At 36.0% G+C, this 25,677-nt stretch carries 27 protein-coding genes; 6 read left to right on the forward strand and 21 right to left on the reverse strand.

Annotated elements, in window-relative coordinates; translation table 11 throughout:
* Positions 1 to 50 precede the first annotated feature (50 nt).
* The 8 genes from ACJ2A9_RS07840 to yneA form a co-directional block, all read right to left on the reverse strand.
* Complete coding sequence (locus ACJ2A9_RS07840; protein ID WP_441421082.1) at positions 51 to 1,751, reverse strand: ABC transporter ATP-binding protein; 1,701 nt, start codon at positions 1,749 to 1,751, stop codon at positions 51 to 53.
* A gap of 82 nt (positions 1,752 to 1,833) precedes the next feature.
* Positions 1,834 to 3,600, reverse strand: a complete 1,767-nt coding sequence (locus ACJ2A9_RS07845; RefSeq protein WP_441421083.1) for an ABC transporter transmembrane domain-containing protein — start codon at positions 3,598 to 3,600, stop codon at positions 1,834 to 1,836.
* 130 nt (positions 3,601 to 3,730) lie between these two features.
* Positions 3,731 to 3,943 (reverse strand): YneF family protein, encoded by a 213-nt coding sequence (locus ACJ2A9_RS07850; RefSeq protein ID WP_441421084.1) that lies wholly within the window; start codon positions 3,941 to 3,943, stop codon positions 3,731 to 3,733.
* Between the two features lie 231 nt (positions 3,944 to 4,174).
* A complete protein-coding gene (sirA, locus tag ACJ2A9_RS07855) occupies positions 4,175 to 4,609 on the reverse strand; it encodes a sporulation inhibitor of replication protein SirA (RefSeq protein WP_441421085.1) in 435 nt (144 codons plus the stop codon).
* A 187-nt stretch (positions 4,610 to 4,796) separates the two neighbouring features.
* Positions 4,797 to 6,794 carry a transketolase gene (gene tkt, locus ACJ2A9_RS07860; protein ID WP_441421086.1) on the reverse strand — a complete coding sequence of 666 codons (1,998 nt, stop codon included), beginning with the start codon at positions 6,792 to 6,794 and terminating at the stop codon, positions 4,797 to 4,799.
* A 126-nt stretch (positions 6,795 to 6,920) separates the two neighbouring features.
* Positions 6,921 to 7,154, reverse strand: coding sequence for a DUF896 domain-containing protein (locus tag ACJ2A9_RS07865; protein ID WP_441421087.1), 234 nt, complete (start codon positions 7,152 to 7,154; stop codon positions 6,921 to 6,923).
* 42 nt (positions 7,155 to 7,196) lie between these two features.
* A complete protein-coding gene (locus ACJ2A9_RS07870; RefSeq protein WP_441421088.1) occupies positions 7,197 to 7,844 on the reverse strand; it encodes a YneB family resolvase-like protein in 648 nt (215 codons plus the stop codon).
* A gap of 7 nt (positions 7,845 to 7,851) precedes the next feature.
* Entirely contained in the window at positions 7,852 to 8,145 is a 294-nt protein-coding gene (yneA, locus tag ACJ2A9_RS07875) for a cell division suppressor protein YneA (protein WP_441421089.1), read from the reverse strand.
* Between the two features lie 148 nt (positions 8,146 to 8,293).
* On the opposite strand from yneA, the gene lexA reads away from it, so the two are divergent.
* Complete coding sequence (gene lexA, locus ACJ2A9_RS07880) at positions 8,294 to 8,920, forward strand: transcriptional repressor LexA (RefSeq protein ID WP_441421090.1); 627 nt, start codon at positions 8,294 to 8,296, stop codon at positions 8,918 to 8,920.
* 121 nt (positions 8,921 to 9,041) lie between these two features.
* Positions 9,042 to 9,503 (forward strand): Hsp20/alpha crystallin family protein, encoded by a 462-nt coding sequence (locus ACJ2A9_RS07885; RefSeq protein WP_441421091.1) that lies wholly within the window; start codon positions 9,042 to 9,044, stop codon positions 9,501 to 9,503.
* A 52-nt stretch (positions 9,504 to 9,555) separates the two neighbouring features.
* Here the strand turns inward: ACJ2A9_RS07885 and glnA are convergent, their stop codons facing one another.
* The 6 genes from glnA to ACJ2A9_RS07915 all read right to left on the reverse strand — a co-directional run bounded on the left by glnA (position 9,556) and on the right by ACJ2A9_RS07915 (position 16,385).
* Entirely contained in the window at positions 9,556 to 10,893 is a 1,338-nt protein-coding gene (glnA, locus tag ACJ2A9_RS07890; protein ID WP_441421092.1) for a type I glutamate--ammonia ligase, read from the reverse strand.
* A 48-nt stretch (positions 10,894 to 10,941) separates the two neighbouring features.
* A complete protein-coding gene (locus tag ACJ2A9_RS07895) occupies positions 10,942 to 11,349 on the reverse strand; it encodes a MerR family transcriptional regulator (RefSeq protein ID WP_441421093.1) in 408 nt (135 codons plus the stop codon).
* A gap of 235 nt (positions 11,350 to 11,584) precedes the next feature.
* Positions 11,585 to 12,853: a methionine gamma-lyase family protein gene (locus ACJ2A9_RS07900; protein ID WP_441421094.1), complete on the reverse strand. Its 1,269-nt coding sequence runs from the start codon at positions 12,851 to 12,853 to the stop codon at positions 11,585 to 11,587.
* A 35-nt stretch (positions 12,854 to 12,888) separates the two neighbouring features.
* Positions 12,889 to 14,154 carry a GTPase HflX gene (gene hflX, locus ACJ2A9_RS07905; RefSeq protein WP_441421095.1) on the reverse strand — a complete coding sequence of 422 codons (1,266 nt, stop codon included), beginning with the start codon at positions 14,152 to 14,154 and terminating at the stop codon, positions 12,889 to 12,891.
* Positions 14,155 to 14,246: 92 nt separating this feature from the next.
* A complete protein-coding gene (locus ACJ2A9_RS07910; RefSeq protein WP_441421096.1) occupies positions 14,247 to 15,182 on the reverse strand; it encodes a DUF4349 domain-containing protein in 936 nt (311 codons plus the stop codon).
* Between the two features lie 93 nt (positions 15,183 to 15,275).
* Entirely contained in the window at positions 15,276 to 16,385 is a 1,110-nt protein-coding gene (locus ACJ2A9_RS07915) for a hypothetical protein (RefSeq protein ID WP_441421097.1), read from the reverse strand.
* Between the two features lie 161 nt (positions 16,386 to 16,546).
* Between ACJ2A9_RS07915 and ACJ2A9_RS07920 the strand changes: the two genes are divergently transcribed.
* Entirely contained in the window at positions 16,547 to 17,203 is a 657-nt protein-coding gene (locus tag ACJ2A9_RS07920; RefSeq protein ID WP_441421098.1) for a potassium channel family protein, read from the forward strand.
* 147 nt (positions 17,204 to 17,350) lie between these two features.
* Here ACJ2A9_RS07920 and spoVK read toward each other — a convergent pair whose 3' ends face one another.
* Entirely contained in the window at positions 17,351 to 18,286 is a 936-nt protein-coding gene (gene spoVK / locus ACJ2A9_RS07925) for a stage V sporulation protein K (protein ID WP_441421099.1), read from the reverse strand.
* Between the two features lie 207 nt (positions 18,287 to 18,493).
* Between spoVK and ACJ2A9_RS07930 the strand changes: the two genes are divergently transcribed.
* Positions 18,494 to 19,498, forward strand: a complete 1,005-nt coding sequence (locus ACJ2A9_RS07930; RefSeq protein WP_441421100.1) for a tyrosine-type recombinase/integrase — start codon at positions 18,494 to 18,496, stop codon at positions 19,496 to 19,498.
* A gap of 74 nt (positions 19,499 to 19,572) precedes the next feature.
* Here ACJ2A9_RS07930 and hfq read toward each other — a convergent pair whose 3' ends face one another.
* From hfq to ACJ2A9_RS07945, 3 genes are read right to left on the reverse strand one after another with little or no spacing between them, the layout of a single operon-like run.
* The gene (gene hfq / locus ACJ2A9_RS07935; protein ID WP_441421101.1) at positions 19,573 to 19,806 is read right to left on the reverse strand and encodes an RNA chaperone Hfq; all 234 of its coding nucleotides are present in this window, start codon (positions 19,804 to 19,806) and stop codon (positions 19,573 to 19,575) included.
* Between the two features lie 42 nt (positions 19,807 to 19,848).
* The gene (miaA, locus tag ACJ2A9_RS07940) at positions 19,849 to 20,775 is read right to left on the reverse strand and encodes a tRNA (adenosine(37)-N6)-dimethylallyltransferase MiaA (RefSeq protein WP_441421102.1); all 927 of its coding nucleotides are present in this window, start codon (positions 20,773 to 20,775) and stop codon (positions 19,849 to 19,851) included.
* A gap of 42 nt (positions 20,776 to 20,817) precedes the next feature.
* A complete protein-coding gene (locus ACJ2A9_RS07945; RefSeq protein WP_441421103.1) occupies positions 20,818 to 21,591 on the reverse strand; it encodes a class I SAM-dependent methyltransferase in 774 nt (257 codons plus the stop codon).
* Positions 21,592 to 21,831: 240 nt separating this feature from the next.
* On the opposite strand from ACJ2A9_RS07945, the gene ACJ2A9_RS07950 reads away from it, so the two are divergent.
* Positions 21,832 to 22,155, forward strand: a complete 324-nt coding sequence (locus tag ACJ2A9_RS07950) for a hypothetical protein (protein ID WP_441421104.1) — start codon at positions 21,832 to 21,834, stop codon at positions 22,153 to 22,155.
* A gap of 8 nt (positions 22,156 to 22,163) precedes the next feature.
* Here the strand turns inward: ACJ2A9_RS07950 and ACJ2A9_RS07955 are convergent, their stop codons facing one another.
* The 3 genes from ACJ2A9_RS07955 to ACJ2A9_RS07965 form a co-directional block, all read right to left on the reverse strand.
* Positions 22,164 to 23,468, reverse strand: a complete 1,305-nt coding sequence (locus ACJ2A9_RS07955) for an MFS transporter (RefSeq protein WP_441421105.1) — start codon at positions 23,466 to 23,468, stop codon at positions 22,164 to 22,166.
* Between the two features lie 49 nt (positions 23,469 to 23,517).
* Positions 23,518 to 23,922, reverse strand: coding sequence for a hydroxyphenylacetyl-CoA thioesterase PaaI (paaI, locus tag ACJ2A9_RS07960; protein WP_441421106.1), 405 nt, complete (start codon positions 23,920 to 23,922; stop codon positions 23,518 to 23,520).
* A 129-nt stretch (positions 23,923 to 24,051) separates the two neighbouring features.
* Complete coding sequence (locus ACJ2A9_RS07965) at positions 24,052 to 25,017, reverse strand: NAD(P)H-dependent flavin oxidoreductase (protein WP_441421451.1); 966 nt, start codon at positions 25,015 to 25,017, stop codon at positions 24,052 to 24,054.
* Positions 25,018 to 25,086: 69 nt separating this feature from the next.
* On the opposite strand from ACJ2A9_RS07965, the gene ACJ2A9_RS07970 reads away from it, so the two are divergent.
* Positions 25,087 to 25,608, forward strand: coding sequence for a gamma carbonic anhydrase family protein (locus ACJ2A9_RS07970; RefSeq protein WP_441421107.1), 522 nt, complete (start codon positions 25,087 to 25,089; stop codon positions 25,606 to 25,608).
* The last annotated feature ends 69 nt before the right edge of the window (positions 25,609 to 25,677 follow it).

A 25,677-nucleotide genomic window follows, 5' to 3' on the forward strand; every position in this document is an offset into this window, starting at 1 on the left:
CTCTTGTCATAAGAGGGTTTTTTTTCATGTATTCATCAACCTATCTGTGCTTACTTATTAACTGACTGTGAAACAATGCCCTGCTGTAACTCATACATTTTATAGTAAAGACCTTTCTTCTGTAATAATTCCTCATGAGTGCCTCTTTCAACAATTTCGCCTTGATGAAGAACAAGAATCAGATTAGCATCTTTAATTGTCGATAAACGATGGGCGATAGCAATTGTTGTTCGGCCTTTTCTCATCTCTTGAAGTGCCAGTTGAATAGCCTCTTCCGTCTCTGTATCCACACTTGCAGTTGCTTCATCAAGTACAAGAATTTTAGGGTTTGCAGCCATTGTTCTTGCAAATGATAAAAGCTGCCTTTGACCACTAGAAAATGTTGATCCTCTTTCTCCCACTTCATACTCGTACCCGCCAGGAAGTTTTTCAATAAAGGAATGAGCATGAACAAATTTTGCAGCAGCAACAATATCCTTATCTTTTATCGTTTGGTTATATAAACGAATATTATGTTTAATATCACCTGTAAACAAAAAAGAGTCCTGTAATACGAGTCCAAGTTTTCTTCGTAATTCCTTATTTTGATAATGTTGTAACGGTACTCCATCGATTAATATTTCACCACGAACCGTTTGGTAAAAGCGCATTAATAAATTTATGATTGAACTTTTACCACTACCCGTATGTCCTACTAAAGCGATCGTTTCACCTTCACCGGCTTTAAATGAAATGTTCCTTAATACATCATGCTTACCGTCATAAGAAAAACTTACATTTCGGAATTCCACTTCACCTTTTTGAATCATTGGCCTGTGTCCTTCGGTTCCTTCAGGTGCTCGTTCATGCTCGTCAATTAAATGAAATACGCGTCCGGCTGCAATAATTGCTTGTTGAAAGATGGACAAGCGTTGCATAATCTGGTTTACCGGTTCAAAAAAGCGATCAAGATAATTAATGAAAGCATAAAGAACGCCAATTTCAATTGGACTCTTTATTGCATCGAGACCAAAATAACTTAGGACGAGCATTAGTGCCATAACCGCTATAAAATCAACTGCTGGTCGTAGTAATAATCCATCAAGCTTAATATTTTTAAACCAAGCCCGTTGATGTTCATCATTAATAGCAGCAAACTCTTTACGTAATCTTTGTTCCTGACGAAATGCTTGGATAATCGTCATTCCTTGCAATGATTCATTAATTTTAGCATTTAATTGCCCTAATTTTTCGGCCATTTGTGCATAATAACGTGAACTGAAATGACGATATACTTTAATTAACAATAAAATAAGCGGTAAGATGAGCAGGCAAAACAATGCCAACTGACTATTTAAGTAAAACATGGCAATAAAGATCCCAATAAGAAAGAAAACATGTTGAACAAAGGTAGCCAAAACACTAACATAAAGCTCCTTTATATGCTCAGTATCGTTTGTAATCCTAGATACTAAGGTTCCAGTTGGTGTTTTATCAAAGAAAGATACTCCCAGCTTTTCTACTTTTGAAAACACGTCAATTCGGATCTGTTGAATAATTTTTAAAGCCGATTTTTGAAACAAATACAGTTGCACATATCGAACAATGACCGATAGAAAATGAAGTCCTAAATATGCAACTGCTAGAAACGTTAGCACACGTGAATCAAAAACCCGGGGAACTAAATAGTCATCAATAAATACTTTAATAAGAATCGGCCCGAGAATTTGTGCACCAGTAGCAATTAAAAGTAAAACAAATGCGAAAAGCATAATGTTAAGATGAGGCTTTGTTTACGTTAATAAACGAATGAAAATCTCTTTTTGATTAAAAGAATGTTCAGGCGTGTCAACCTTAGTTTTCTCCATGACGATTACTCCCTTCCTCAATTAAGGACTGTAGCTGTTGTTTGTCATACATGCTTTTATACCAGCCATTTAATAATAGTAGTTCATCATGGTTACCCCGTTCGATAATCTCCCCTTGTTCAAGTACAAGAATAAGGTCAGCTTCCTTTACGGAGCTAAGTCTATGGGCCGTAATTATCGTTGTCTTCCCTTTTCGATTCTCTTTTAATGATCTTAAAATTTGTTCCTCTGTTTTAGCATCAACAGCTGATAAAGAGTCATCAAAAATAAGGATGTCAGGATCAATGATAAGCGCTCGAGCTATAGATATCCTTTGTTTTTGGCCACCCGATAAAGTAACTCCTCTCTCCCCGACAATTGTTTCATACCCTTGAGGGAATCGCAGAATATCTTTATGAATTGCAGCTAATTCTGCAGCCTCTTTTATATCATTAAAGGTAGCATCTTGTTTTGCAAATGCGATGTTATCAGCAATTGTTGCCGAAAAAAGAAAATGGTCTTGCGGAATATAACCAATTTTACTTCTCAATTTATCAAGTGGAAATTTGTTGATTGAGATATCTCCAATTAAAATCTTACCTTCATCAATATCATGCTCTCTCAAAAGTAATTTAACTAACGTTGTTTTCCCACTTCCAGTCTTACCGACAATCCCGAGCGTTGACCCTTGTTTTAAAGAAAATTCGATGTTTCTTAAAGACGGCTCTCTACTTCCCTCATATGAAAATGAACGTATTTGATAGGAAACATCACCGTTAGGCAGCTCTTCCACTGTATCAAAATCATCTTTAATATCTTGTTTTTCAGCTAATAAAGTTGAAACACGATTATACGAGGCGCGACCACGTTCTACGATATTAAATAACCACCCAAATGCAAGAAGTGGCCAAATCAACATGCCTAAATAAATTGTGAAGGACGTTAATTGTCCAATTGATAATTCTTCAGCAATAACAAATTTTGCTCCAAAGAAAATGCTTAAGAAAAATGAAAATCCTACAATTAGCGAAATCGTTGGATCAAATAACGCATCGATTTTTGCAACTGCAATATTTTTTTGAACAACATCTTCTGATTGTTGACGAAATGACTCCACTTCTTCATTTTCATAACCAAAGGCTTTTGTCACTCGAATACCAGACATGCTTTCATGTACTTTATCATTTAAGTTAGAAAATGAAGCTTGGGCTTGTGAAAAACGTTTATGTAGCAAGGATCCATAATAACTCGTTGCTAACGCCATCAAAGGCATTGGAATTAACGCAATAAGTGTGAGCTTCCAACTTATCGTCACTGCCATTGTAATAACAACAAAGCTCCCCATCGTGATGGAATCGACAAGGGTTAAGACGCCAAATCCTGCAGTTTGCTCGATAGCCCGTATATCATTCGTTGAATGAGCCATTAGATCGCCAATCCGACGGCGTTGATAAAAGTTAGCTGACATTTTTGTAAAGTGATCATAAAGGCGATTACGAAGCAGCCTTGCGAGTCGAATTGAGGCACCAAAAATCATAATTCGCCATAAATACCGCAAAACATATACGGTCACAGCTACGAGAAATAAAATACTAATCCACTTGTAAACAATGGAAGTTGTAATGGTTCTCTGTTCAATATGATCAACGATTACACCAACAATATAGGGGGGAAGTAATGAGAACAATGATACAAAAGCAAGAATAATAATCCCTGTACCATACCTCAACTTTTCTTGTTTAAAATACCATAATAAGTCAATAAATATTTTCATATTTTTCCTCTTTCATCGTACATTTGTTGGTACATATTACCATAGTGTAACGAATTTCAATTACAATGTCATTCTTACAGGGAAATACAATATAAAAAACACCCCAATAACGGAGTGCTTGTCTAACATATTACTTCATTTGATTATTCATTGCTTTCATCATTTGATTGATTTTCTTTTGCGAAGGGTTCATCCCCATTTGCATCATCATCACTCGAAGCATTTTTTCATTAATTGGGGGATTTTTCTTTAAATAAGACATCATCGTTTTGCGGGCAATGAAGAATCCGATCGCAGCACCAGCTAATAAAGATAGCACGCCCACAAGAATATACCAAAACATAATTCTTTTTCCTCCTTCATGTTGTTAAAACTAGTTTAACATGACTGTTACTCCGTTCAAAATTTACAATTAAACGAACCTAACTTATTATAACGCAAACACTTATTCTTTAAAAGTCTTTCTTTAAAATAGAGAGGGAAATTTATCAAATTTTGTTTTGGTATATGGTTCCTTGATAACAATGAGCAAGTGCAAATAATTTGAAAGCACTACTTCTTTTTTAAAATCCGGTCAAATTAATTCTGCTTGTTTTATCGGATTTAACCATCCGAATTTAAAGTTTTCAAAGTCCATTGCTAAAAAACGAGGGTCAATTTTACGTAAAGATTCAAAGAACATTGTCTCTGCCTCATACGTTCCTTCTGCTGTTAGAACGACATTTGTATCAAAAACGGTTAATTTAGCTTTACTCTGCTTTTTATCAATATAATGAGAGTGCAGGTAAAAGCTGTAATGAGTACTGTAACGTAACGTTTCATCCACAACTTGATGAACTAAAATCGTAGGTATGGGGCGAATAATATAATCAATTTGTTTTTTTACCAACGCCAATTGTTCTCCAGAAACGGTTTGACTTTCTAAAAACAAATGAAACAGTTTTGATTCTTTACCAAAATAATGATGGGCAATTTCTTTTTCCATTAAAAATATTTGATATTTCCTCATAGCCGTTCCCCCAAGTTTAAGATTCTTTCTTGTTAGTATAGTATACAAGCAAAAAAATGCTTGTCTGTTATTGGAGGGAAGATGCACTAGTTTTGTCGAATCAATAAAAAAACCTTTGTCTCCAATGAAGACAAAGGTTTTTGGAATTTATTCCACCTTAACGGGCACCACTGATGGAAGTTTCCCTTTAAAGCATTGCTTTTACTTTTGATACTATATTTTCAACAGTAAATCCATATTTCTCAATTAAAAGTTCTCCAGGAGCAGACGCACCAAATTCATCTATGGCTAATATATCACCTTGATCTCCTACATACTTATGCCAGCCTAAAGATGAACCCATTTCAATACCTAGTCGTGCTTTTACAGCCTTTGGAATCACGCTTTCCTTATATTCAGCACTTTGTTTCTCAAAACGGTCCCAGCTTGGCATACTTACAACTGAAGCATAAATGCCTTCTTTTTCAAGAGCTTGTTGTGCTTCCACCGCTAAAGGTACTTCAGATCCAGTCGCTAATAAAAGTGCAACTGCTTCACCTTTTGCTTTAGATACAACATAGGCACCTTTTTTTACACCTTCATAAGCATGCTGTGCAGTCCCTTCAAGTGTCATTAAATTTTGACGCGTTAATACTAATGCTGTCGGTTCATCTTTACTTTCTAACGCTACCTTCCAAGCAGCTATAGTTTCATTACTGTCACCAGGGCGGATAACAGAAAGACCAGGCATTGCACGCAGTGACTGCAATTGTTCAACTGGTTCATGTGTTGGACCATCCTCACCGACTGCAATACTATCATGAGTAAATACATACGTTACTGGCAGCTTCATTAATGCAGCCAAACGAATAGCCGGACGTAAATAATCAGAGAATACAAAGAATGTTGCACCGAATGCTTTTACCCCACCATGAAGTGCCATCCCGTTTAGTGCAGCTCCCATTGCAAACTCACGGACACCGAACCACACATTACGGCCACTATAATCTTCAGCATTATAGTTTGCTTCATCCTTGATTAACGTCTTGTTTGATGAAGCTAAATCGGCAGAACCTCCGAATAATTGCGGAACAGTCTTCGCAAAAGCATTGATTGCTTCTCCTGAAGAAGAGCGTGTCGCTACATTATCTTTGCCAGCTTCGTAAACTGGGACATTTGCATCCCATCCAGCAGGAAGCTCGTTATTTATCGCTGATCGTAGTTGCTTTGCAAGTTCAGGGTGTGCTTTCTCATAATCAGCAAATAAATCATTCCATTGCTGTTCTTTACTAGCACTTGCCTCCTTTAGAGTAGCAAAATGTTCAGCTACCTCCGCAGGAACATGAAAGTCTTCTTCAAACGTCCATTTATAAGCTTCTTTTGTCAGTTTTACTTCATCTAAACCTAATGGCGCACCATGTGATGCTGATTTACCGGATTTGTTCGGGGATCCGTATCCAATCACAGTTTTCACTTCAATAAGTGTCGGACGGCTTTCATCAGCTTTTGCTTCAGTAATTGCTTTTTCGATTGCTGCTAAGTCATTTCCATCTTCAACACGAATGACTTGCCAGCCATAAGCTTTATAGCGATCTTCTACACTCTCTGAGAATGATAAATTTAAATCACCATCAAGTGAAATATCATTTGAATCATAAAGGACAATTAATCGACCAAGCTTTAAATGTCCAGCAAGTGATGCTGCTTCAGCAGATACACCTTCCATAAGGTCACCGTCACCGCAAATACTATATGTATAATGATCTACAAGATTATAATTTTCTCGGTTATATATTGCAGCCATATGACGTTCTACCATTGCCATACCTACTGCCATAGCAACGCCTTGTCCAAGTGGGCCTGTTGTTGCATCTACACCTGGAGTATGACCAAACTCCGGGTGACCAGGTGTCTTACTTCCCCACTGACGGAAGTTTTTTAATTCTTCCATTGAAAGGTCATAACCTGTTAAATGTAAAAGACTGTATAGTAACGCTGAACCATGCCCAGCTGATAATACAAAACGGTCACGATTAAACCACTCTGGATTACTAGGATTGTGATTCATCACTTTTCCAAATAAAGTATAAGCCATAGGAGCAGCTCCCATTGGTAGCCCCGGATGCCCTGAATTTGCTTTTTCAATGCTATCAATTGATAGTGTACGAATTGTACTTACTGCTAATTGATCAATATCCACCGTCATATTGTTCATCCTTTCTGTCCACACATGAGTTTCATTCACGCTTTTCATCATATACTTTCTTTTTGTTTTTAACAAGCAATGTAGTTAAAATTTTTCTTGTTTTGTCAATTATTGATAAGAATAAATTTAATTTAATTTTCGACGTTTCTTACTCTCTTTTAATTTCTTAGGTGTGACATCCGTTCCTTTTTCATCGACTACTTTAATCGAGTGAAGTTGGTTTGTCATCGAAGATCTGAATTTAGAAATATATTCTGTTCGTAATTGCTTTTGCTCCGCTTCCTCTTCTTTTGTTAAGCGCTCTGTTTTTGCTTTGTTAGCGAGCTCATTTATTCTCGATATTTTTTCTTTTGACAGCATTAAGTTTCCTCCAATATAACAAAATTAATCAACTATACACTATCAATTTTCTTCAAGATTTTCAATGTATTCAGTATAACGACGATGAACAGTTGCTTTTGAAACATCGTAGCCAAACCCTCTTAATGTTGCCGCGATCTCATGGAATGTAAGTTTCATTTCACGCAGGCGAATAATTTCAGAGGTAGGAACCTTTTTTCGGTCGCGCCCGCCTTGATCATTATTTTTTAAATTTTCTAATGGGTTATACCCTTTTTTTACTGCTGCTCTCATTCCTCGTTTTATTTTCATGTTGTGAATTTTTCTTTGATACTCTTCTACAATACTTACAATTTCTAACACCATCGAATCTGTATCAGAAAGCTGTAATGTACCGTGATCATTAACAGTATATACGTTCGCTCCATATTTATGAATTTGGTGAAGGACTGCTATTTTGGTGTTCCCTCTTCCAAGTCGTGTATCGTCTTGTATTAATAAAGCTTGTGCTTTCTTCTCCTTTAAATCTAGAAGCACTTCTAAAATACCTTCCCGATCAATTTCATAGCCGCTTTCTCTTTCTTCAATTACTTTTATTACTGTCAAATCATGTTGGTGTGCTAATTTTATCAGTTCTTCTTTTTGTCTTTCTAAAGACGTTGTCTGCGTTTCTTTCTCTGTGCTTACTCGACAATAGATAATTGCGTTCATTAATTGTTTACTCCTTACTTGCTACTGGGATCATTAGCGTTTGACCAGGATATAGTTTATCTCGGTCAATTTTATTTACCTTTTCTACCCACCTGATCAACTCAGAAAATGTTAATCCCGTATCATACATTTCTCCAATAGACCACAATGTATCACCTTCCTTCACAATGACTTCTTGTGTAGGCAGGCTATTATATGAATTAGCTGAAACGACAATGGATGTCATCATCATGATAATAATGACGATAAAAATTACGATATACGATAAATCTTGTAAATTAGTAGATATTCTATTATTCAATGGTATCACCTCTTAGGAATGTTTGTTCGTATATTAATTATAAGAGGAACTTTTGTTCCCGTCAAGTGTTAGAACTTATGTTTGCTCAATGTTATTTTGCATGGTATACTATTTTTAAGAATAATTGATAAAGTGGGGTGCAACAAACATGGCACAACTATCAAAAAGACAACAAGATATTTTAGATTTTATTAAAGCCGAAGTAAAGAGAAAAGGGTACCCACCTTCTGTGAGAGAAATTGGGGAAGCAGTAGGTTTAGCCTCAAGCTCCACTGTACACGGTCACCTTTCTAGACTAGAGAAAAAAGGATTAATTCGCCGTGATCCAACAAAACCTCGAGCAATTGAAATATTAGATATATCAGATGAATCTTCTAAACAAGTTTCTGAGAGTATAACTGTTTACGTTCCTGTTGTTGGGAAAGTTACTGCCGGAGAACCAATTACTGCTATTGAAAATGTAGAAGAATACTTACCATTACCAGAACGACTCGTTTCTGATGACAAGGTCTTTATCCTTGTTATCGATGGAGACAGTATGATTGAAGCTGGAATCTACGATAAAGATATGGTAATCGTGAGACAGCAGCAAACAGCTAATAATGGTGATATTGTTGTAGCTATGACCGAGGAACACGAAGCAACTGTTAAACGTTTCTTTAAAGAAAAAGACTACATCCGGTTACAACCCGAAAACTCAACATTGGAACCTATCATTTTAAGTAATTGTACAATTTTAGGTAAGGTCATTGGCGTTTTTAGAACAATTCATTAATGTTAAGAAAAACACTAGATTTCGAAAATCTAGTGTTTTTCTATTTTGTAATAAAATGCCCACTCACATTCCTTACTTTTTCATACATTACAGAAAGAACATTTCAGAAGGTGGAATGAGTATGTCAAAAAAAGAGGATCGTCCACTTCCTAAACCTATGAAAGGGCTTATGGATGCAATTGATTCATTTTTTAGTCAGAATCAGGTACAAGATGTGATGCAATCTATTGATTCTTTTTTCCAACAGGGATTAACATGGCACTCAATTCCTGTCTACGTTTATGACATGGAATCTGAAATCGTTGTAGAAGCAGAATTACCGGGATATAATCGCAACGAAATAAAAATAGAATTCATTGATAGTTATTTAAAACTATCCATAAAACATAGTAAAGAACTGAATGATAAGAATAATAAAACCAATACTTTTCAAAAAAACAGATCATCAAGGAATACGGAACGAATGGTCTACTTACCACCTAATCTAATTACAAGAGCTGCTAAAGCTTCAATGGAAGACGGGCTTTTAACGATCAACATCCCTAAAAGAAGACCTCGACGTCAGACCATTGATATTGAATAACACAATTTCGATGCAAAGAAACCCTCAACATTTGTTGAGGGTTTTTAGTATTTTAATAAGTCGATAAGTATTGCTCGCGCTCCCAAGGGTGAACTTGTGTGCGGAACATATCCCATTCAATTTCTTTTGCTTCAACAAAGTGCTCTACTGCATGTTCACCTAGTGCGTTAATGATCACTTCGTCTTTTACTAAGTTATCAAGAGCTTCTTTTAATGTTGCTGGTAAGTCAGCGATACCTTCTTTTTCACGCTCTTCTTTACTCATTACATAAATATTACGATCAGTCGGAGCTGGAGGAGTTAATTTATTCTTAATTCCATCTAAACCAGCCGCAAGCATTACCGCCATTGCTAAATAAGGGTTTGCTGCTGGATCTGGGCTTCGAACTTCAACACGTGTACTTAATCCACGTGAAGACGGTATACGAATTAATGGACTACGGTTCTTCATAGACCATGCAACATAACATGGCGCTTCATAACCTGGAACTAAACGCTTGTATGAATTGACTGTTGGGTTTGTGATCGCTGTAAATGCTTCTGCGTGTTTTAAAATACCCGCAAGGAAATGCATAGCAGTTTCACTTAAACCTGTTTCAGTGCTTGGATCATAAAAGACATTTTCGTTACCTTTAAATAATGACATGTTCGCGTGCATTCCTGAACCATTCACACCAAATAAAGGTTTTGGCATAAAGGTAGCGTGAAGACCATGCTTACGAGCAATTGTTTTTACCACTAATTTAAATGTTTGAATATCATCACAGCTGCGAATTGCATCTGCATATTTAAAATCAATTTCATGTTGCCCTGGTGCAACCTCATGGTGCGATGCTTCCATTTCAAAGCCCATATCTTCAAGCTCAAGAACAATATCACGACGGCAGTTTTCACCTAAGTCAGTTGGTGCTAAATCAAAGTAGCCGCCTTTATCATTTAACTCAAGAGTTGGCTCTCCATTTTCATCATTCTTAAATAAGAAAAATTCTGGTTCAGGACCAATATTAAAACTTGTAAAACCTAATTCTTCTGCTTCCTTAAGTACACGTTTTAAGATTCCACGTGGATCTCCTTCAAATGGTGTTTGGTCTGCATTATAAACGTCGCAAATTAAACGCGCCACTTTCCCTTTTTCCGGAGACCAAGGGAAGATTACCCATGTATCTAAATCTGGGTATAAGTACATATCAGATTCTTCAATACGAACAAAACCTTCTATTGAAGATCCATCAAACATCATCAAATTATTTAAAGCTTTAGTTAGCTGACTAACCGGAATCTCTACGTTTTTAATAATTCCTAATAAGTCAGTAAACTGTAAGCGAATAAATCGTACATTTTCCTCTTCTGCCATGCGTAAGATATCTTCTTTGGTGTATTTTGAAGCCATAATCGAATTCCTCCTAGAAAAATATATTGATTGAAAAAATAATTGATTTTAGTGGAAAAATCGTGAAAGTTCTCCTTGAATGAGCGAAGCTTTCCCATGTCTGCCGGCCATCATCAATTCTTTTTTCAAGTGCTTCCTAAATTCACGGTTTGTTAAATTCTTTTGTTCTGATTTTTGTTCCTGAGTCTTTATCAGTTCAGCCTCAATTGCTTGCTCTTTCAACATAAAGACTTGTTTAATTCCAGATACATAAACTCCCTGTTCAATTAATGATTTTATTTCTAATAAACGATCTACATCATTAAAAGAAAATAACCTTTGATTTCCACTTGTCCGAGCTGGATGAATGAGTTCATGTTCTTCATAGTAACGAATTTGTCTAGCTGATAATTCCGTTAATTTTTTGACAATTCCAATCGGAAAAAGCGGCATGTTACGACGAATTGTATCCCCCATAACAATCCTCCTTAAACACTATCAATCATTAAGAATATTTGATTAATTACTACTAGAATACATGATGTTAGTTATAGTGTCAAACGAATGTGAGATAATCTGACATACATTTTTTTTATAAAAAGGCTCAGTTAAAGTTTGATGTTGATTTTTGGCTCGTTTTATGGAAGGTTAGAATGAACTGAAAAAAGAAAGAGGAAGTAACACACTATTACTTTCCCTCCCCAAAAATTATTTACAGTTTAATCATTTCATTTTTCATTAGTGTATCTACCGCAGTTATTATTCCAATTTTTACATGGGAATATGTAAGCCCACCTTGGACATACGCGACATACGGCGGTCTTAATGGACCGTCTGCAGTAAATTCTATACTTGCACCTTGAATAAACGTTCCTGCTGCCATAATCACATCATCTTCGTATCCCGGCATATAACTTGGATAAGGAGTTACATGAGCATTAATTGGGGATGCCGATTGAACTGCTTGGCAAAATGCAATCATACTTTTTGGTTCATCAAATTGAACAGACTGAATTAAATCAGTTCGCACACTATCCCAAGCTGGGTTTGTATTGAGGCCAAGTCTGTCAAGGAATGCAGCTGTAAATACTGCTCCCTTTAACGCTTGCCCAACAATATGGGGTGCGAGGAAGAACCCCTGATACATTTCTAATAAACTATAAAGAGATGCTCCACCTTCACTGCCGATCCCAGGTGCAGCTAAACGAAATGATGCTAATTCGATAAGTTCTTTCTTCCCAACTAAGTAACCCCCAGTTTTGACAATTCCGCCACCCGGGTTTTTGATTAGAGAACCTGCCATAATATCAGCTCCAACGTGGCAAGGCTCCATAGTCTCTACAAATTCACCATAACAGTTATCAACAAAAACGATAATATCTTCTTTCACTTCTTTTACAAAACGAATCATTTCTTTAATTTGTTCTATTGTAAATGAAGGACGATTATCATAGCCTTTTGAACGTTGAATTCCAATCATTTTTGTTTGCGGGCCAATTGCTTTTGCGACGCACTCAAAATCAACTTGCCCTTTGTCTGTAAGCGGGATTGAATGATATCCGATTTGGTACTCTTTTAAGGAGCCATGTCCAGAACCACGAATTCCAACGATTTCCTCTAACGTATCATAGGGCTTTCCGGTTATATAAATTAATTCATCGTTCGGACGTAAAATTCCAAACAAAGCAACGGCTATCGCATGGGTACCTGAAATGATTTGCGGACGAACTAATCCGGCTTCAGCGCCAAATACCTTCGCATATACCTTTTCAAGCGTATCACGACCAATGTCATCATAACCATAGCCTGTTGATGGTGTGAAATGAAATTCTGAAATTTGATATTCTCGAAACGTTTGTAAAACTCGAAGTTGATTGATCTCAACAATTTCATCAATTTTCTTATGGACATCTTTAATTTGTTTCTCTATTTCTATAACAATCGGTTTTACTACTCTACCATTTGTAAAATGCTCATACATTCTTCTTCACCTTTTCTATCCTTACATCTTCACAATTACTTTCTATTTTCCAATAGCTTTCCTGCAATAGCAAGCGAAGGATGTACATATCCTTTGTATTCATATACTTCTTTATCATTATTCCATTTACGTTCAGTAATAATTGTTTGTGACTGACATTGGGAAATGAACTTTCCATCTTCACTTTGTATATACACATGATAAAAATCCATTTGATTAATGAGCAGACTTTCAATTGTCTTACAAAGCTTTCGTAAATCATCATTATTAAATGCGGAAATAACAATTGAATTTGTTCCTTCAGTTGGTACAAAATCCGGTGTCATTTGATCTCGTTTGTTATAAACAGTTAATAGTGGAATCTGTGCTACATCTAACTCTTTCAATAATGAAGTTACTGTTTGCTCATGTCCATAGTACCCTTCATGTGATCCATCAACGACATGTAAGATGAGATCAGCCTCTTTTACCTCCTCTAATGTCGAGCGAAACGCTGCAATTAATGTGGTAGGTAAATCTTGAATAAATCCAACTGTATCTGTTAATAAGACAGTCAGGCCACTCGGTAATTTTAATTTTCTCGTTGTTGGATCTAAAGTTGCGAAAAGCAAATCCTCTTCAAAAGTATCAGCTTCTGTTAACCTGTTTAATAACGTAGATTTTCCTGCGTTTGTATAGCCAACAAGCGCAATTTGAAGTGTACGATTTTCCTTTCTTCGTTTCCGGTAACGTTCTCGATGATTAACAATGGTTTGCAACTGCTCTTTGATTTCATCCATTCTTTTTCGGATATGTCGACGATCTGTCTCGAGTTGTGTTTCACCAGGACCTCTTGTCCCGATCCCGCCACCTAACCTGGACAACGCCAATCCTTGACCTGTTAACCGTGGAAGTAAATAACTTAACTGAGCCCACTCTACTTGAAGTTTACCTTCTTTCGATTGAGCTCTGCTTGAGAAAATATCTAAAATTAATTGTGTTCGATCAATTACTTTTGCTTCAAAATAACGGGAGAGATTACGTACTTGACTTGAGGTTAATTCATCGTTAAAAATTATAACATCGACCTCTAGTTCTTTTTCCAATGTTGCAATTTCCTCTACTTTTCCTTTCCCAATATACGTTGCCGGATCATATTTTTTTCGTTTTTGTGTTACTGTCATAACTACTTTTCCTTGAGCTGTTTTCGTTAACGAGTCTAATTCTTCCATCGAATAAGTAAACCGTTCATCATCATCTTCATATAAGTGACAGCCAACTAACAAGACACGCTCTTCATTCTCTCGAATATTTTTACTCAATGACCTTCTCACTACTTTCTAAAAGTAAATTTTTACAGTTATACTTCATTTTACCGATACAACGTTGAAGATTCAACGACATAACAATAACATTATAGATTTTCCTTCTTGCCTATTTTACTTTTTCTTCTATATATAATAAGTAAGATTATCACAGCAATAGGGACAATAACCGGTGAAAGTCCTATAACCACAACAGTGAGAGTAGATAATAAACCAATTATTTTATTGATCGTCTCCACGAACAAGCTTTTCGCTTTCAACCACGTATATAATGTTTCTTGGTCTTGTATTGGGGCAATCTTCATCTTACTTTCAGAAAGGTAAATCGTGATTGTTGCTAAGTCAACTTGGTTTTGCAAATAATTCATTCTGCCAGTAATTTGTTCGATTTCTTCTTGAACTATTGCTAAGTCTCTAGAGATTGCAAGAAGGTCCTCTGTATTTGAGGCTGTTTCCATAAAAGTAAGCAATCTTTCTTCGACACTTCGTTTTGATTTTAACCGAGATTCTAAATCTACAAACTCTTCCGTAACATCAGAGCCACGGATATGACGATTGTTTACTTTTACACTTGATTTTTCAACGTCATTAAGAAATAAGTCAAAATTTTCCTGTGGAACTCTGACAACTAAATAGCCATTTTGATTATCATCATCATTATCATAGGTAACTGCTTCAACCACATAACCCCCTTGTTTATTTACTTGTTGTTGTATCAAGGCTTCTGTTTGACTATAATTTGTTACCTCTATTGATAATTCTGCATGATAAATAACCATCCGATTTGCTGTGACTTCATTTCTTTTTTGTGATTGATCAGCACCGTCATGAGATACGTGTGCACCGAATTCTCCTTGACTTCCCTGACCTTGCGGGACTACAGCAGCCTCTTCTTTACTTTCCACTTCATTTGCTGCATGATCCATTGAGGTTAAATCACTCGAGTATTGGTTACCGCCACAAGCTGCTAAACTAAGTACACACAAAATTAAAAACATTGCATACCATTTGATTTTCTTTACCATTTCCTGCCCTCCTAGAGTACGTCTTACAAATAAGACGTTAACTCTAAGAAGAAAGTTACATCTATGGCATTTCCTTCATAATTTCGCACCAAATTAATTCAATGTCGGTTCGTTATCAAGTTTCCAAGGAGAAAGATAAGAATCACGCTTAACGTTGAAGACAAAATTCATACTGCGTTCAGGCTTATTCGATCGATAAACGATAAATTCCACCGGAATCTCAATACTTAATGTATCATCTTTCAACTGTTCATAGTTAAATGATGATACGCGCCGGACCATTTTTATATTGTTCTTAATATTGAAGTGTCCATATTCCTTTTGCTCTGAATATAAAAGGTTAAGCATATGCGGATCATTATGATTTAAACCAATAAAAAATAGATCAACAATATCATATGGATTTGCTTGATCAATAAATTCGGTCATTTTTCCAGCTGCTTTATAGACCATAACTTGATGTGATAAATCGATTGTTTTTGAACCATGGGTTGTACTCCCCAAAAAATGCAAACAAAAATGCCCAGGAAACCCATTTGGAATCGCCCCTTTGCCATGAGGCATCCCATGCATTGAAGCTGCTACTTTCTGTCCTTCATTGTCTACAAGAATTGCTCTACGGTTCCAGCTCCACTCACCATTATAAATTTGCTTCATTATTTTCGTATCAGCTCTTGTTAAAGGTTGTACATCAGCATGATTACTTCCAGCCCGTCGTTGAACGAGAAAACGTAAACCTGTTTCAATATCGATAATTTCGATGATTGATTTTCTAGGAAGTATTTTTTCAGCTTCTTCCCATGGAAGAAATTGTCCATAATGCTTTGAACGAATGGTTTCAATGTACATATCTAACTTTTCCTTAGTTTGAAGATCGATAGCAATAATACGGTTTTTACTATGATCATAAATATTCCCATATGTATCATATTCATAGTGCTGTTTCTTTCCATTTTGTAATAAAGTAATATACGTGTCACAATAAGGGGTTCTACTTGGCTCCCTCGCTGCCTTTGCATTGTGAAATGCTTCCATTATGTCGTCAGATTGTATAAATAGCTCAGAATAATATTCAGCTGCTGGTGTTGATTTTACGGTAATTATCATTCCGTTTGTGTTCATTTCGGCGCTCGTATCATTCCCGTAATTCATCGCAAATTGAAAAATCAGCAAAAAGATCATCAAAATATATCGTATACGCATTCCTCACTCACCCATTTCAAAAGTATAATCAACGTAAGTGTTATCAATTTGTACCATAATTATGTAGAAAGAGTCTATTTGACAAATTTTATAATCGCAATGTACATTATAATTTGTACTTGTTCTTTCTATTATTTGTGTTCTTAAAGGGGATTTTCTATATGAAAAAACAATTTGCCATCATTGGGTTAGGGAGATTCGGTTCGAGTGTCTGTAAACAACTTTATAAAATGGGGCACGAAGTGTTAGCTGTCGATGCACGCGATGAAAAAGTGGATGATATCACAAATTTTTCTACTCATGCAGTTGTTGCTAATGCGACAGATGAAAAAGCATTACAAGCACTTGGTATACGCAACTTTGATTATGTCGTAGTAGCCATTGGTGACGATATCCAATCTAGTATTCTATGTACTCTCGTATTAAAAGAAATGAATGTAAAAAGTGTCTGGGTTAAAGCCCAAAATCATTATCATCATAAAGTACTGGAAAAAATAGGTGCTGATCGCATTATCCACCCAGAACATGACATGGGAGTCCGGATTGCTCAACACTTAGCATCAGAAAAAATCATTGATTATATAGAACTCTCAGAAGATTATAGTATTATAGAGTTAATTGCCTCTGAAAAAATTGCAAATCAATCTCTAGCTCAACTAAATATTCGGGCAAGATATGGTTGCACGGTTTTAGGAATAAAACGCGGGGAAGAGATGAATATTTCTCCCTTACCAAATGACCTCATCTATGTTGATGATGTATTGATTGTCATCGGTCATAAGAATGATTTAAAACGATTTGAGCTAGAAGGAATATAATCAAAGATAAAAGAAAAGGGGATGTCTCAAAACAAAGTAACAATCACCCCGACCACAAAATATAGAAGTTGATCATGATGTAACCTCTATATTTTGTAAACGTTCGAGGAGAGTTGTCATTTTTGAGGCACCCCCACTATTTAACACCTATAATTCAAAATCTGCTCCTGTTAGCATCATTAAATCCTTACGGCTGTAATTTCCATCATACAAGAGCCGGACCGCTTGGGAACGAATCGCTTTTTCAATAATATTTCTCATAAACCTTGCGTTACTGAACGTATCATCTTTTGTTTCAATGACCTTTTTTAAATAATCACGAATTTGCCATTCCCCGTCCTTAGCAATAATATACTCACGTTCGGAAGCCATTCTTCTGCCAATTTCTAACAATTCATCAATTGAATAATCCGGGAACTCAAGTGTCAAAGGAAATCGAGATGGTAATCCAGGATTTAATGACATAAAGTAATCCATTTCTCTTGAATAACCTGCTAAAATAAGCACAAAATCCTGATGATGATCTTCCATTGATTTTACAAGCGTGTCAATTGCCTCTTTGCCAAAATCCTTTTCGCCACCACGCGCTAAAGAATACGCTTCATCAATAAATAAAATTCCACCAAGTGCCTTTTTCACGAGATCTCTCGTTTTTTGTGCTGTATGGCCAATATATTCCCCAACTAAATCAGCCCGTTCAACTTCGATAAGATGCCCCTTCGATAAAACATCCATTTCATTAAATAGTTTCCCCAACAATCGAGCAAAAGTTGTCTTACCTGTACCAGGATTCCCTTTGAATATCATATGAAAGACTTGTTTTTCAACTTTTAGACCTTGATCTTTTCGGCATTTATTAATATACAACCAAGCATATACTTCCTTTAAAAAGCGCTTCATTTCATGCATTCCTACCAGTGTCTCAAGTTCTTTTTCAACTTTATCTAGAATATAATGTTTTTCACGTTCTTCATCAGTAAGAAAATCGTGACGATGTTTCATCCTTTTGCCATATTTCTGATCATTGTCATTCAAAATGACATTAATGCGTCCTTTAGTTTTTAATGTTAACGTGTTCTCCAAGGGATTTCACCACCCTCTTCTAATGATCTACTGTATTTAAAAGGTTACGATACAACAGAGGTTTGGGACTCCGATACTTTTTATTAGTATACGCACAGTGGTCATTTTTGTGACAAATGCCTAGAGCAGGAAAATTAATGTTGATAAATGACTGAATTTTCAAAATGATGTTATAATAAAAAATAATGGATTTAAGGAGGTAATAGGATGGATTTGTTTACGAAACCAGATCTCGAGCTTCCTGATTATGCTAATCAATATTTAGCTGGACTCATCGAAAAAGGGAGACTGCCGTCAACAATTAAACGATATACATACGATTTGGAAGATTTTTTCCGATGGCTACGAAGTGAAAAGAATTGCACTAGTCTTGGGACATGGAGTAAGTTAACGACAGAAGATTTAATGCGCTTTCTTTCATTACTGGAGCAGGAGAAACATTACGCTAAACGGACAATAAAACGAATAGTAACTGTCATTAACCAACTTTACCGATATTACGAGAAAAAGGGAATTATTACGATTAATCCGATGAAAGGAATTGCCAACACATCTAATGAAATTGCATCAATTTCTGCTGAAGATATTCTATCAAAAGAAGAACAGCGTCGTTTACTCTTTTCAATTACATCGTACGAAGGACTAACAGAAAACCAATGTAAGGCAAGACCCTTGCTCATTCATCGTAATTTAAGTATTGTTCATTTATTTTTGTACTACGGATTAACTTTACAGGAATTAGTGCATTTAAAGATGAATCATATACATTTTGAAACGAATACAATAGACGTCCCATCCCTTTCAAGCTTATCTCGAACGATAACACTTGAGCTAGACGATAAAAAATTACTCTATAATTATTATGAATCGATCCCAAAAGCGGTACGACCGCGTTATCACAGTCATGATCCTTTCTTTATTGCCTTTGATTTCCAAAGAAATACGTATCGTTGGGTCTATGAAATTGAACAGCCGAAGAGGTTTACTGAAATTGCCGTCCAAAAAATGATTCGTCAAGAAGTGAAACGAGCAGGTCTTAGAAAAGGGATCTCAGGACAGCACTTACGAAATACGTTTGCCATAGAGCTGCTCATGAAAGGAGAGAGTATAGAAACACTCCAAAAAATGCTTGGTCTTAAGTCTTCGTCTACTTTACAGCGCTATGTTACTTTTTTAAATCAACAACAAACGGTCGACAAAGAAAAAGGGTAGAAAATAATTAAAATCCCCCAATTAAGCTTGGGGGACTTGGGATTATACTTAACAAAGATGATATAACAGTATTCTTATGCTTCATCTGAATTAAATGTTACTTTACGTTGTGGAGCAAATGTTGATATCGCATGTTTATAAACTAACTGTTGCTTACCTTCTGTATCCAGAACAACTGTAAAGTTATCAAACCCTTTAACAAGTCCTCTCAATTGAAATCCGTTCAATAAGAATACTGTTACCGGTATATTCTCTTTACGTAGTTGATTTAAGAATTGGTCTTGAATATTGATTGGTTGCTTCGACATAGAACAGTCCTCCTCTTTTTCCATTACATTATATTTCGCGTTTTACAGCAGCTTTCCTGCTACATTTTTTTTTATTTCAGCAATCTTTTTATTAAAATCATCATCCATATTAAACCACTCTACATCCATTTTATTTCGAAACCATGTAAATTGACGTTTGGCATAGCGTCTTGAATTTCGTTTTAACAATTCGATTGCATCTTCTTTTGTCAGTCTGCCTTCTATGTAATCATAAATCTCTTTATAGCCAATCGCTTGAACAGATTGACAATGGCGAACTCCCTGACCATATAGCCTTTGTGCCTCTTCAATTAGGCCGTTTTCTACCATTAGATCTACTCTCTTGTTTATTCTTTCATATAGAAGCTCTCTCTCCATCACGAGGCCGATAATCAACAAATCATATGGACTGTCTTTATGTTGTTCTTCTATATATTGCGTCATTGTTTTGTTTGTACTGTGGTAAATTTCTAATGCACGTATCACTCTTCGATAGTTATTCGGGTGAATCCTCTCATAACTTTCTCGGTCAATTGTTTTTAATTTCTGATGGATAAATTCAACTCCATGTTCTTCTACTTCTGCTTCTAATTGTAATCTATACTCTTCATCCGAAGGTGCATCAGCAAATTGATAATCATGGGTCACAGCTTGAATATATAGTCCAGTACCTCCTACAATAATAGGGAGATGACGCCGTTCATTTATTTGACATATAAGCGGTTTTGTTAAGCTTTGAAATTCAGCAACCGAAAAAGATTCCGTCGGTTCCTTTATATCAATTAGATGATGCGGGACCCCTTCCATTTCATCATAAGTGACTTTTGCTGTTCCGATATCCATTCCTTTATAAATTTGCATCGAGTCACCGCTAATAACTTCACCTTTAAACTCTTTCGCAAGTTCAATGCCCGTTTTTGTTTTCCCCACCGCTGTCGGTCCGACAATTACAAGTAATTTTTCCTTCATAGTTTCATCCTTCATACTTAACTTTATCTTTCTCTACATCCTTTAGACCTCTATTGTAGCAAAGTGAAACGTAGCAGTTGGTCGTTTAAAAACAGTAAAACCAAACGTTTCAAATCGATTGCTTTTCCAGTGATCTTTAAGTACCACCCTTTGTTTTGCAACTCGTTTTGCTTCATCTATTACGTCTTGTGTCATAGACTCATACGATGCAAAGTTTCGAAGGGCACTAATTCCATTCGATGACTCTATATTTTCCTCAAACATAGGGTCAAAATAGACGATATCAAACGAATTTACAGGAAGCGATCGCAAAACATCTAAATGATGACCTTTGATGACCTTTATTCGGTTCATCCCCTCATTCATCTCAGGTAACCCACTATCCCACTCCGCTAATCCAGCTTTTACTAAATAGGCGATGTAATGATTATTCTCTATCCCAACCACATTCCCTTGATCACCTGCTGCAACACTAGCAACTATACTATCGGAAGCTAGACCTAATGTACAATCTAACAATGTCATTCCTTTTTGTAAATTTGCAGTAGAAATGAATGGATCAATTTCTCCCCGAAGTATTCGTTTTACACGAAACATCGCTGAATTCGGGTGAAAAAAAAATGGGTAAACGTGCCCTTTCTCATAGATCTCAAAGCGTTCTTTTCCAACTACAAACACGTCTGTATGATAACAGGCTTGTAACATTTTTATTGAATTTTCATTGCGGTTTATATAACGGAGATTTAGCTCCTTAGCTACTTGCTTTGCCTTTTCTATCATCGTTTCCGTCGTTCTGCCTGCAGTTGTTACGATCAAAGATATCACCTTATCTATCCTATTCGGTTTATGTAAGGAGTAAAATCGCCCCCACTTTTTGTATTATATTACCTTGAATGATCGCTTGCAAATATTCTCTGTTTTCCCCCTTAGTCATTTATAAATTAATTTATATCCAATAATTCAGGCATTGAAACATTTCTTTAAGAATAAGTAATAAAAGAGAGAAATTGTACTGTTTTGATAGTGAAAAAAGTAATAAAGATTAGGAGGCACACATTGGCTCGTAAATGGGAAATGCTAGATAAGTGGGGATTCATTCATAAATATAAATCAGTTATAAATAAATTGAGCAAAGTAATTAACACTCGGAATATTCCTTCTAAATGGAAAGTTAATTATCATTTATTCTGGAGTGACTGGCACTTAGTGAAATATTTTTATTATGGCCGTGATCGACATATGAAACTACATGAATACCACTGTAATCAATTACAACGATTAGGGCTGTCTCACGATGAAATTGAACAATATTTTATAAATGAAGAAGAAACAGCAGCGAGTGTAAATTCGAAAAATACACACTCGCCTTCTGTTGATTAAGTCACCATTTATCGATAAGTGGAACCGGTTTTAATGATTGTATCCATAGGAAGTAACGTTTGTTTCTTTTGCCGAAAATGAATGACTAGTGATCCAATACTCGCTAAAAAACAAACAAGTGACGATACTAAAAATGCACTTGAGTAGGTTTGATAAAGCTCAACTAAATATCCTGTAACAATTGGAGAAATAAACTGACCAATACCAAAGAAAAGTGTTACAAATCCAATAGCAACCGTAACTACTTTCATATTTACTAACTCACTAACTGCTGCAACCATAACTGTTGGAACAGCCCAAAGGGTCAAACCATAGATCAGCGTCCCAATAAATAAAAACGTTGTTTGATGAGATAAGCTAAACAACAATAATATAGTAGCCTGTAAAAATAAAACCCAAAATAACGCATACATTCTGCCTATACGATCAGAAAAAGCCCCCCAAATAAATCCACTTAGGATACTTACTAACCCGGCAAATGCAAAATATCGTCCTGCTACCTTTTTATCAAAGTGTACATCATTTATAAGGAAATCAACAAAAAATGTAGAGAAGATTAAATAACTAAACCCCCAGGCTAAATAGATCAATCCAACCGCCCAAACTGTCTTATCACGGTATACATGCTTGTTTCTTATATGATCAAGCGGATTATCTTTTTTAGTCATATTGGAATGAAGATTTGGTAATGTTTCTTTTGTTTCACCAATAGGCTTTAGCCCAACTTCTTCAGGACTATTCTTTAAAAACCATAGATTAATTAAGATGATAATCGTCACTGACACTCCTAAAACTAACCAACTGAGACGCCATCCATTCAATGGCATCATCATAATGAATAAAGGAACAATTAAACCACTAAGAACAATTCCCATTCCCGAACCAGAATTCGTAATTCCTAAAGCCATCCCACGATACTTTGGAGCAAACCATTTTCCAATAAGACTAACAGAGGTGACATTCGCTCCACCTGCACCTAATCCAATTAAAAAGCAAAAAAGATAGGCTGTCCAAAAGTTAAATGCAACCACTGTTGCAAACATTCCAAAAGCTAAAATAATGAGACAAAAAATAATGACTTGTTTTGCCGAGTAACGATTCACGATATATCCAATTGAAATCGCACTTATTAAATAACCAAAAAATATAGAAGATGCGATAAGTCCAGTCTCATGATAATTTAAGTCTAAGCCGGCCTTCATAAAAGGAATGATTGCCCCAAGTGAGAATCGTCCAAATCCTAAACATGCTAACATGTTTAGGACTGAAATTCCAAGAATAAACCAACCTTTATGGATTTTAGTTATTGACATGTAACCAACCTTTCTAAAAGGGCCATTCATTAACTCCTACTATACAAATCTAGTCAATGACCGGATTGTTTTTTCTGTAAACCATACCTTCAGCTACAGCGATTAAGACATTATCTTCATTGACAACATCCATCCGGTAAAGACCTAACCGATTTGACTTTGTATCCTCCTTTGCAATTGCAAAAATTCTTTCTCCCGTCCAACTCGGTGCCATGTAGTGGATCGTTACTGTAATCCCAACTGCTGTTTTCCCATGTGAATTGCTCGCAACCGCAAATGCTGCATCAGCTAATGAAAAGATTACACCTCCGTTTGCTGAACCATGGAAATTTAACATGTGCTCTTCAATAACCATTGATAACTTCGCATAACCTTCACCAACATCATCAATCGTTATTCCTAAATGTTTTGCATATGGATCACTTGATAGTTTACTTAATAATTCTTGTTTCATCGTTTTCATACCACCTTATAAGTATAGTATTCTTTATCTGAACTTCTACAGCTTCAACAATCTAAATATTCCGAAATTTTATACCAAAAAAAATTAATCCCTCCTTAATAAATTAGATGTTTTTTAGAATCAAAGTATCTCTTTGAACTTTATCTTTCTACTTGATATAAATAATGACTCGCTTGCTTGCTCCATCATCGTATTTAACAGTTCCTTCACTGTCGGAATATCTTTAATCAATCCAGCAATTTGTCCACTGTTAATATGCCCTGCAGCTAGTTCTCCATCGACAGCACCATATTTATGATGAATTTCATCTGTCATTTCATCAAATTGCTCAACTGAAATACCGTTTAATTCTTCATTTAATAATTTTTCTGCATATGGTGTTTTTAACAATCTACGAATTCGCCCGACCGATCGTCCTACTATTACTGTTGATGTGTCATCAGCCTGCAAAATGTAGTTTTTGTAATTTTCATGCACTAATGCTTCCTTCGTTGCAATAAAACGTGTTCCCATTTGGACACCGCTTGCTCCTAACGCAAACATTGCAGCCAATCCACGACCATCACCGATACCTCCTGCAGCAATAACAGGAATTGTGACCGCATCTACAATTTGTGGAATAAGTGTTAAAGTTGTAGTTTCTAAGTTCGAATTAATCCCGGCTGCTTCATATCCTTCTGCTACAAGTATATCTGCGCCTGCTTGTTCGGCTTTTATCGCTTGCTTAACTGATGAAACAACACAGATAACTTTCATTCCTTGTTCATGAAACATTTTTATATATGGCGCCGGGTTACCTGCTGAAAGTGATACGACAGGTACTTGGTGTTCTAGTACGAGCTCAACGATTTCTTTTAAGTGCGGCTGTACATTAATTGGGATGTTAACGCAGAATGGGCGAGCCGTTAACTCTTTCAATCTACTAATCTTTTCATCTACTTCTTCTGATGTCATCGTTCCGGCACCAATTGTACCAAGTCCACCAGCTTCTGAAATGGCTGCTGCCAACGCTGGTTCACTAATATTACCCATCCCACCTTGGATAATCGGGTGATCAATGTTTAACTGTTCGGTAATAGACATAATATTTTTTCCCCTTTCGTAAAAAAAATGTTATACTTATATTCATTATACACTATAAAGGAGGTTAATATAATGCTTTATCCTTATAAAAATTTTTTTCCTGCTGTTGATGAGTCAGTGTTCTTAGCCCCGGGCTCACGTGTTATTGGCGATGTAACGATCGGAAAGGGGTCTAGTATTTGGTTTAATACTGTTTTACGTGGTGATGAAGCCCCAATTATCATCGGAGAAAAATGTAATATACAAGACAATTCCACTTGTCACCTTTATGAACAACACCCACTTGTACTAGAAGATGAAGTATCAATAGGTCACAATGTCATTTTGCACGGCTGTACGATTCGCAAAGGTGCCTTAATTGGAATGGGTTCGACGATTCTTGACGGAGCAGAAATCGGAGAATCAGCATTTATCGGAGCGAATACATTAATTCCACCTGGGAAAAAAATTCCTCCTCGAACAATGGTAGTTGGTTCTCCAGGTAAAGTAGTCAGAGAGTTAACTGATGAAGATTTAGCTCTTATTCGTCTTACAATTGATACGTACGCTACAAAAGCACAAGAGTTCAAAGCGCAATTAGACCATCAGAAATAAGAAATAACATGTCTTTTCCAATAACGACAAAAAGCAATCATTCTTTGTTAAAGATTGATTGCTTTTTGT

The sequence above is a fragment of the Anaerobacillus sp. MEB173 genome, assembly GCF_052119505.1.
Lineage (GTDB): Bacteria > Bacillota > Bacilli > Bacillales > JBJMAU01 > JBJMAU01.

What these genes read in the sequence shown, in the direction of transcription:
- ACJ2A9_RS07845 (WP_441421083.1), bottom strand. Translation starts at nt 3,600, where the DNA reads ATGAAAATATTTATTGACTTATTATGGTATTTTAAACAAGAAAAGTTG.
- ACJ2A9_RS07955 (WP_441421105.1), bottom strand. Translation starts at nt 23,468, where the DNA reads ATGTCAATAACTAAAATCCATAAAGGTTGGTTTATTCTTGGAATTTCA.
- ACJ2A9_RS07900 (WP_441421094.1), bottom strand. Translation starts at nt 12,853, where the DNA reads ATGTATGAGCATTTTACAAATGGTAGAGTAGTAAAACCGATTGTTATA.
- ACJ2A9_RS07895 (WP_441421093.1), bottom strand. Translation starts at nt 11,349, where the DNA reads ATGGGGGATACAATTCGTCGTAACATGCCGCTTTTTCCGATTGGAATT.
- ACJ2A9_RS07870 (WP_441421088.1), bottom strand. Translation starts at nt 7,844, where the DNA reads ATGAACGCAATTATCTATTGTCGAGTAAGCACAGAGAAAGAAACGCAG.
- ACJ2A9_RS07910 (WP_441421096.1), bottom strand. Translation starts at nt 15,182, where the DNA reads ATGGTAAAGAAAATCAAATGGTATGCAATGTTTTTAATTTTGTGTGTA.
- ACJ2A9_RS07920 (WP_441421098.1), top strand. Translation starts at nt 16,547, where the DNA reads ATGAAAAAACAATTTGCCATCATTGGGTTAGGGAGATTCGGTTCGAGT.
- ACJ2A9_RS07865 (WP_441421087.1), bottom strand. Translation starts at nt 7,154, where the DNA reads ATGCTGTCAAAAGAAAAAATATCGAGAATAAATGAGCTCGCTAACAAA.
- ACJ2A9_RS07850 (WP_441421084.1), bottom strand. Translation starts at nt 3,943, where the DNA reads ATGTTTTGGTATATTCTTGTGGGCGTGCTATCTTTATTAGCTGGTGCT.
- ACJ2A9_RS07840 (WP_441421082.1), bottom strand. Translation starts at nt 1,751, where the DNA reads ATGCTTTTCGCATTTGTTTTACTTTTAATTGCTACTGGTGCACAAATT.
- miaA (WP_441421102.1), bottom strand. Translation starts at nt 20,775, where the DNA reads ATGAAGGAAAAATTACTTGTAATTGTCGGACCGACAGCGGTGGGGAAA.
- ACJ2A9_RS07885 (WP_441421091.1), top strand. Translation starts at nt 9,042, where the DNA reads ATGTCAAAAAAAGAGGATCGTCCACTTCCTAAACCTATGAAAGGGCTT.
- hfq (WP_441421101.1), bottom strand. Translation starts at nt 19,806, where the DNA reads ATGTCGAAGCAACCAATCAATATTCAAGACCAATTCTTAAATCAACTA.
- sirA (WP_441421085.1), bottom strand. Translation starts at nt 4,609, where the DNA reads ATGAGGAAATATCAAATATTTTTAATGGAAAAAGAAATTGCCCATCAT.
- ACJ2A9_RS07930 (WP_441421100.1), top strand. Translation starts at nt 18,494, where the DNA reads ATGGATTTGTTTACGAAACCAGATCTCGAGCTTCCTGATTATGCTAAT.
- glnA (WP_441421092.1), bottom strand. Translation starts at nt 10,893, where the DNA reads ATGGCTTCAAAATACACCAAAGAAGATATCTTACGCATGGCAGAAGAG.
- lexA (WP_441421090.1), top strand. Translation starts at nt 8,294, where the DNA reads ATGGCACAACTATCAAAAAGACAACAAGATATTTTAGATTTTATTAAA.
- tkt (WP_441421086.1), bottom strand. Translation starts at nt 6,794, where the DNA reads ATGACGGTGGATATTGATCAATTAGCAGTAAGTACAATTCGTACACTA.
- paaI (WP_441421106.1), bottom strand. Translation starts at nt 23,922, where the DNA reads ATGAAACAAGAATTATTAAGTAAACTATCAAGTGATCCATATGCAAAA.
- ACJ2A9_RS07970 (WP_441421107.1), top strand. Translation starts at nt 25,087, where the DNA reads ATGCTTTATCCTTATAAAAATTTTTTTCCTGCTGTTGATGAGTCAGTG.
- ACJ2A9_RS07915 (WP_441421097.1), bottom strand. Translation starts at nt 16,385, where the DNA reads ATGCGTATACGATATATTTTGATGATCTTTTTGCTGATTTTTCAATTT.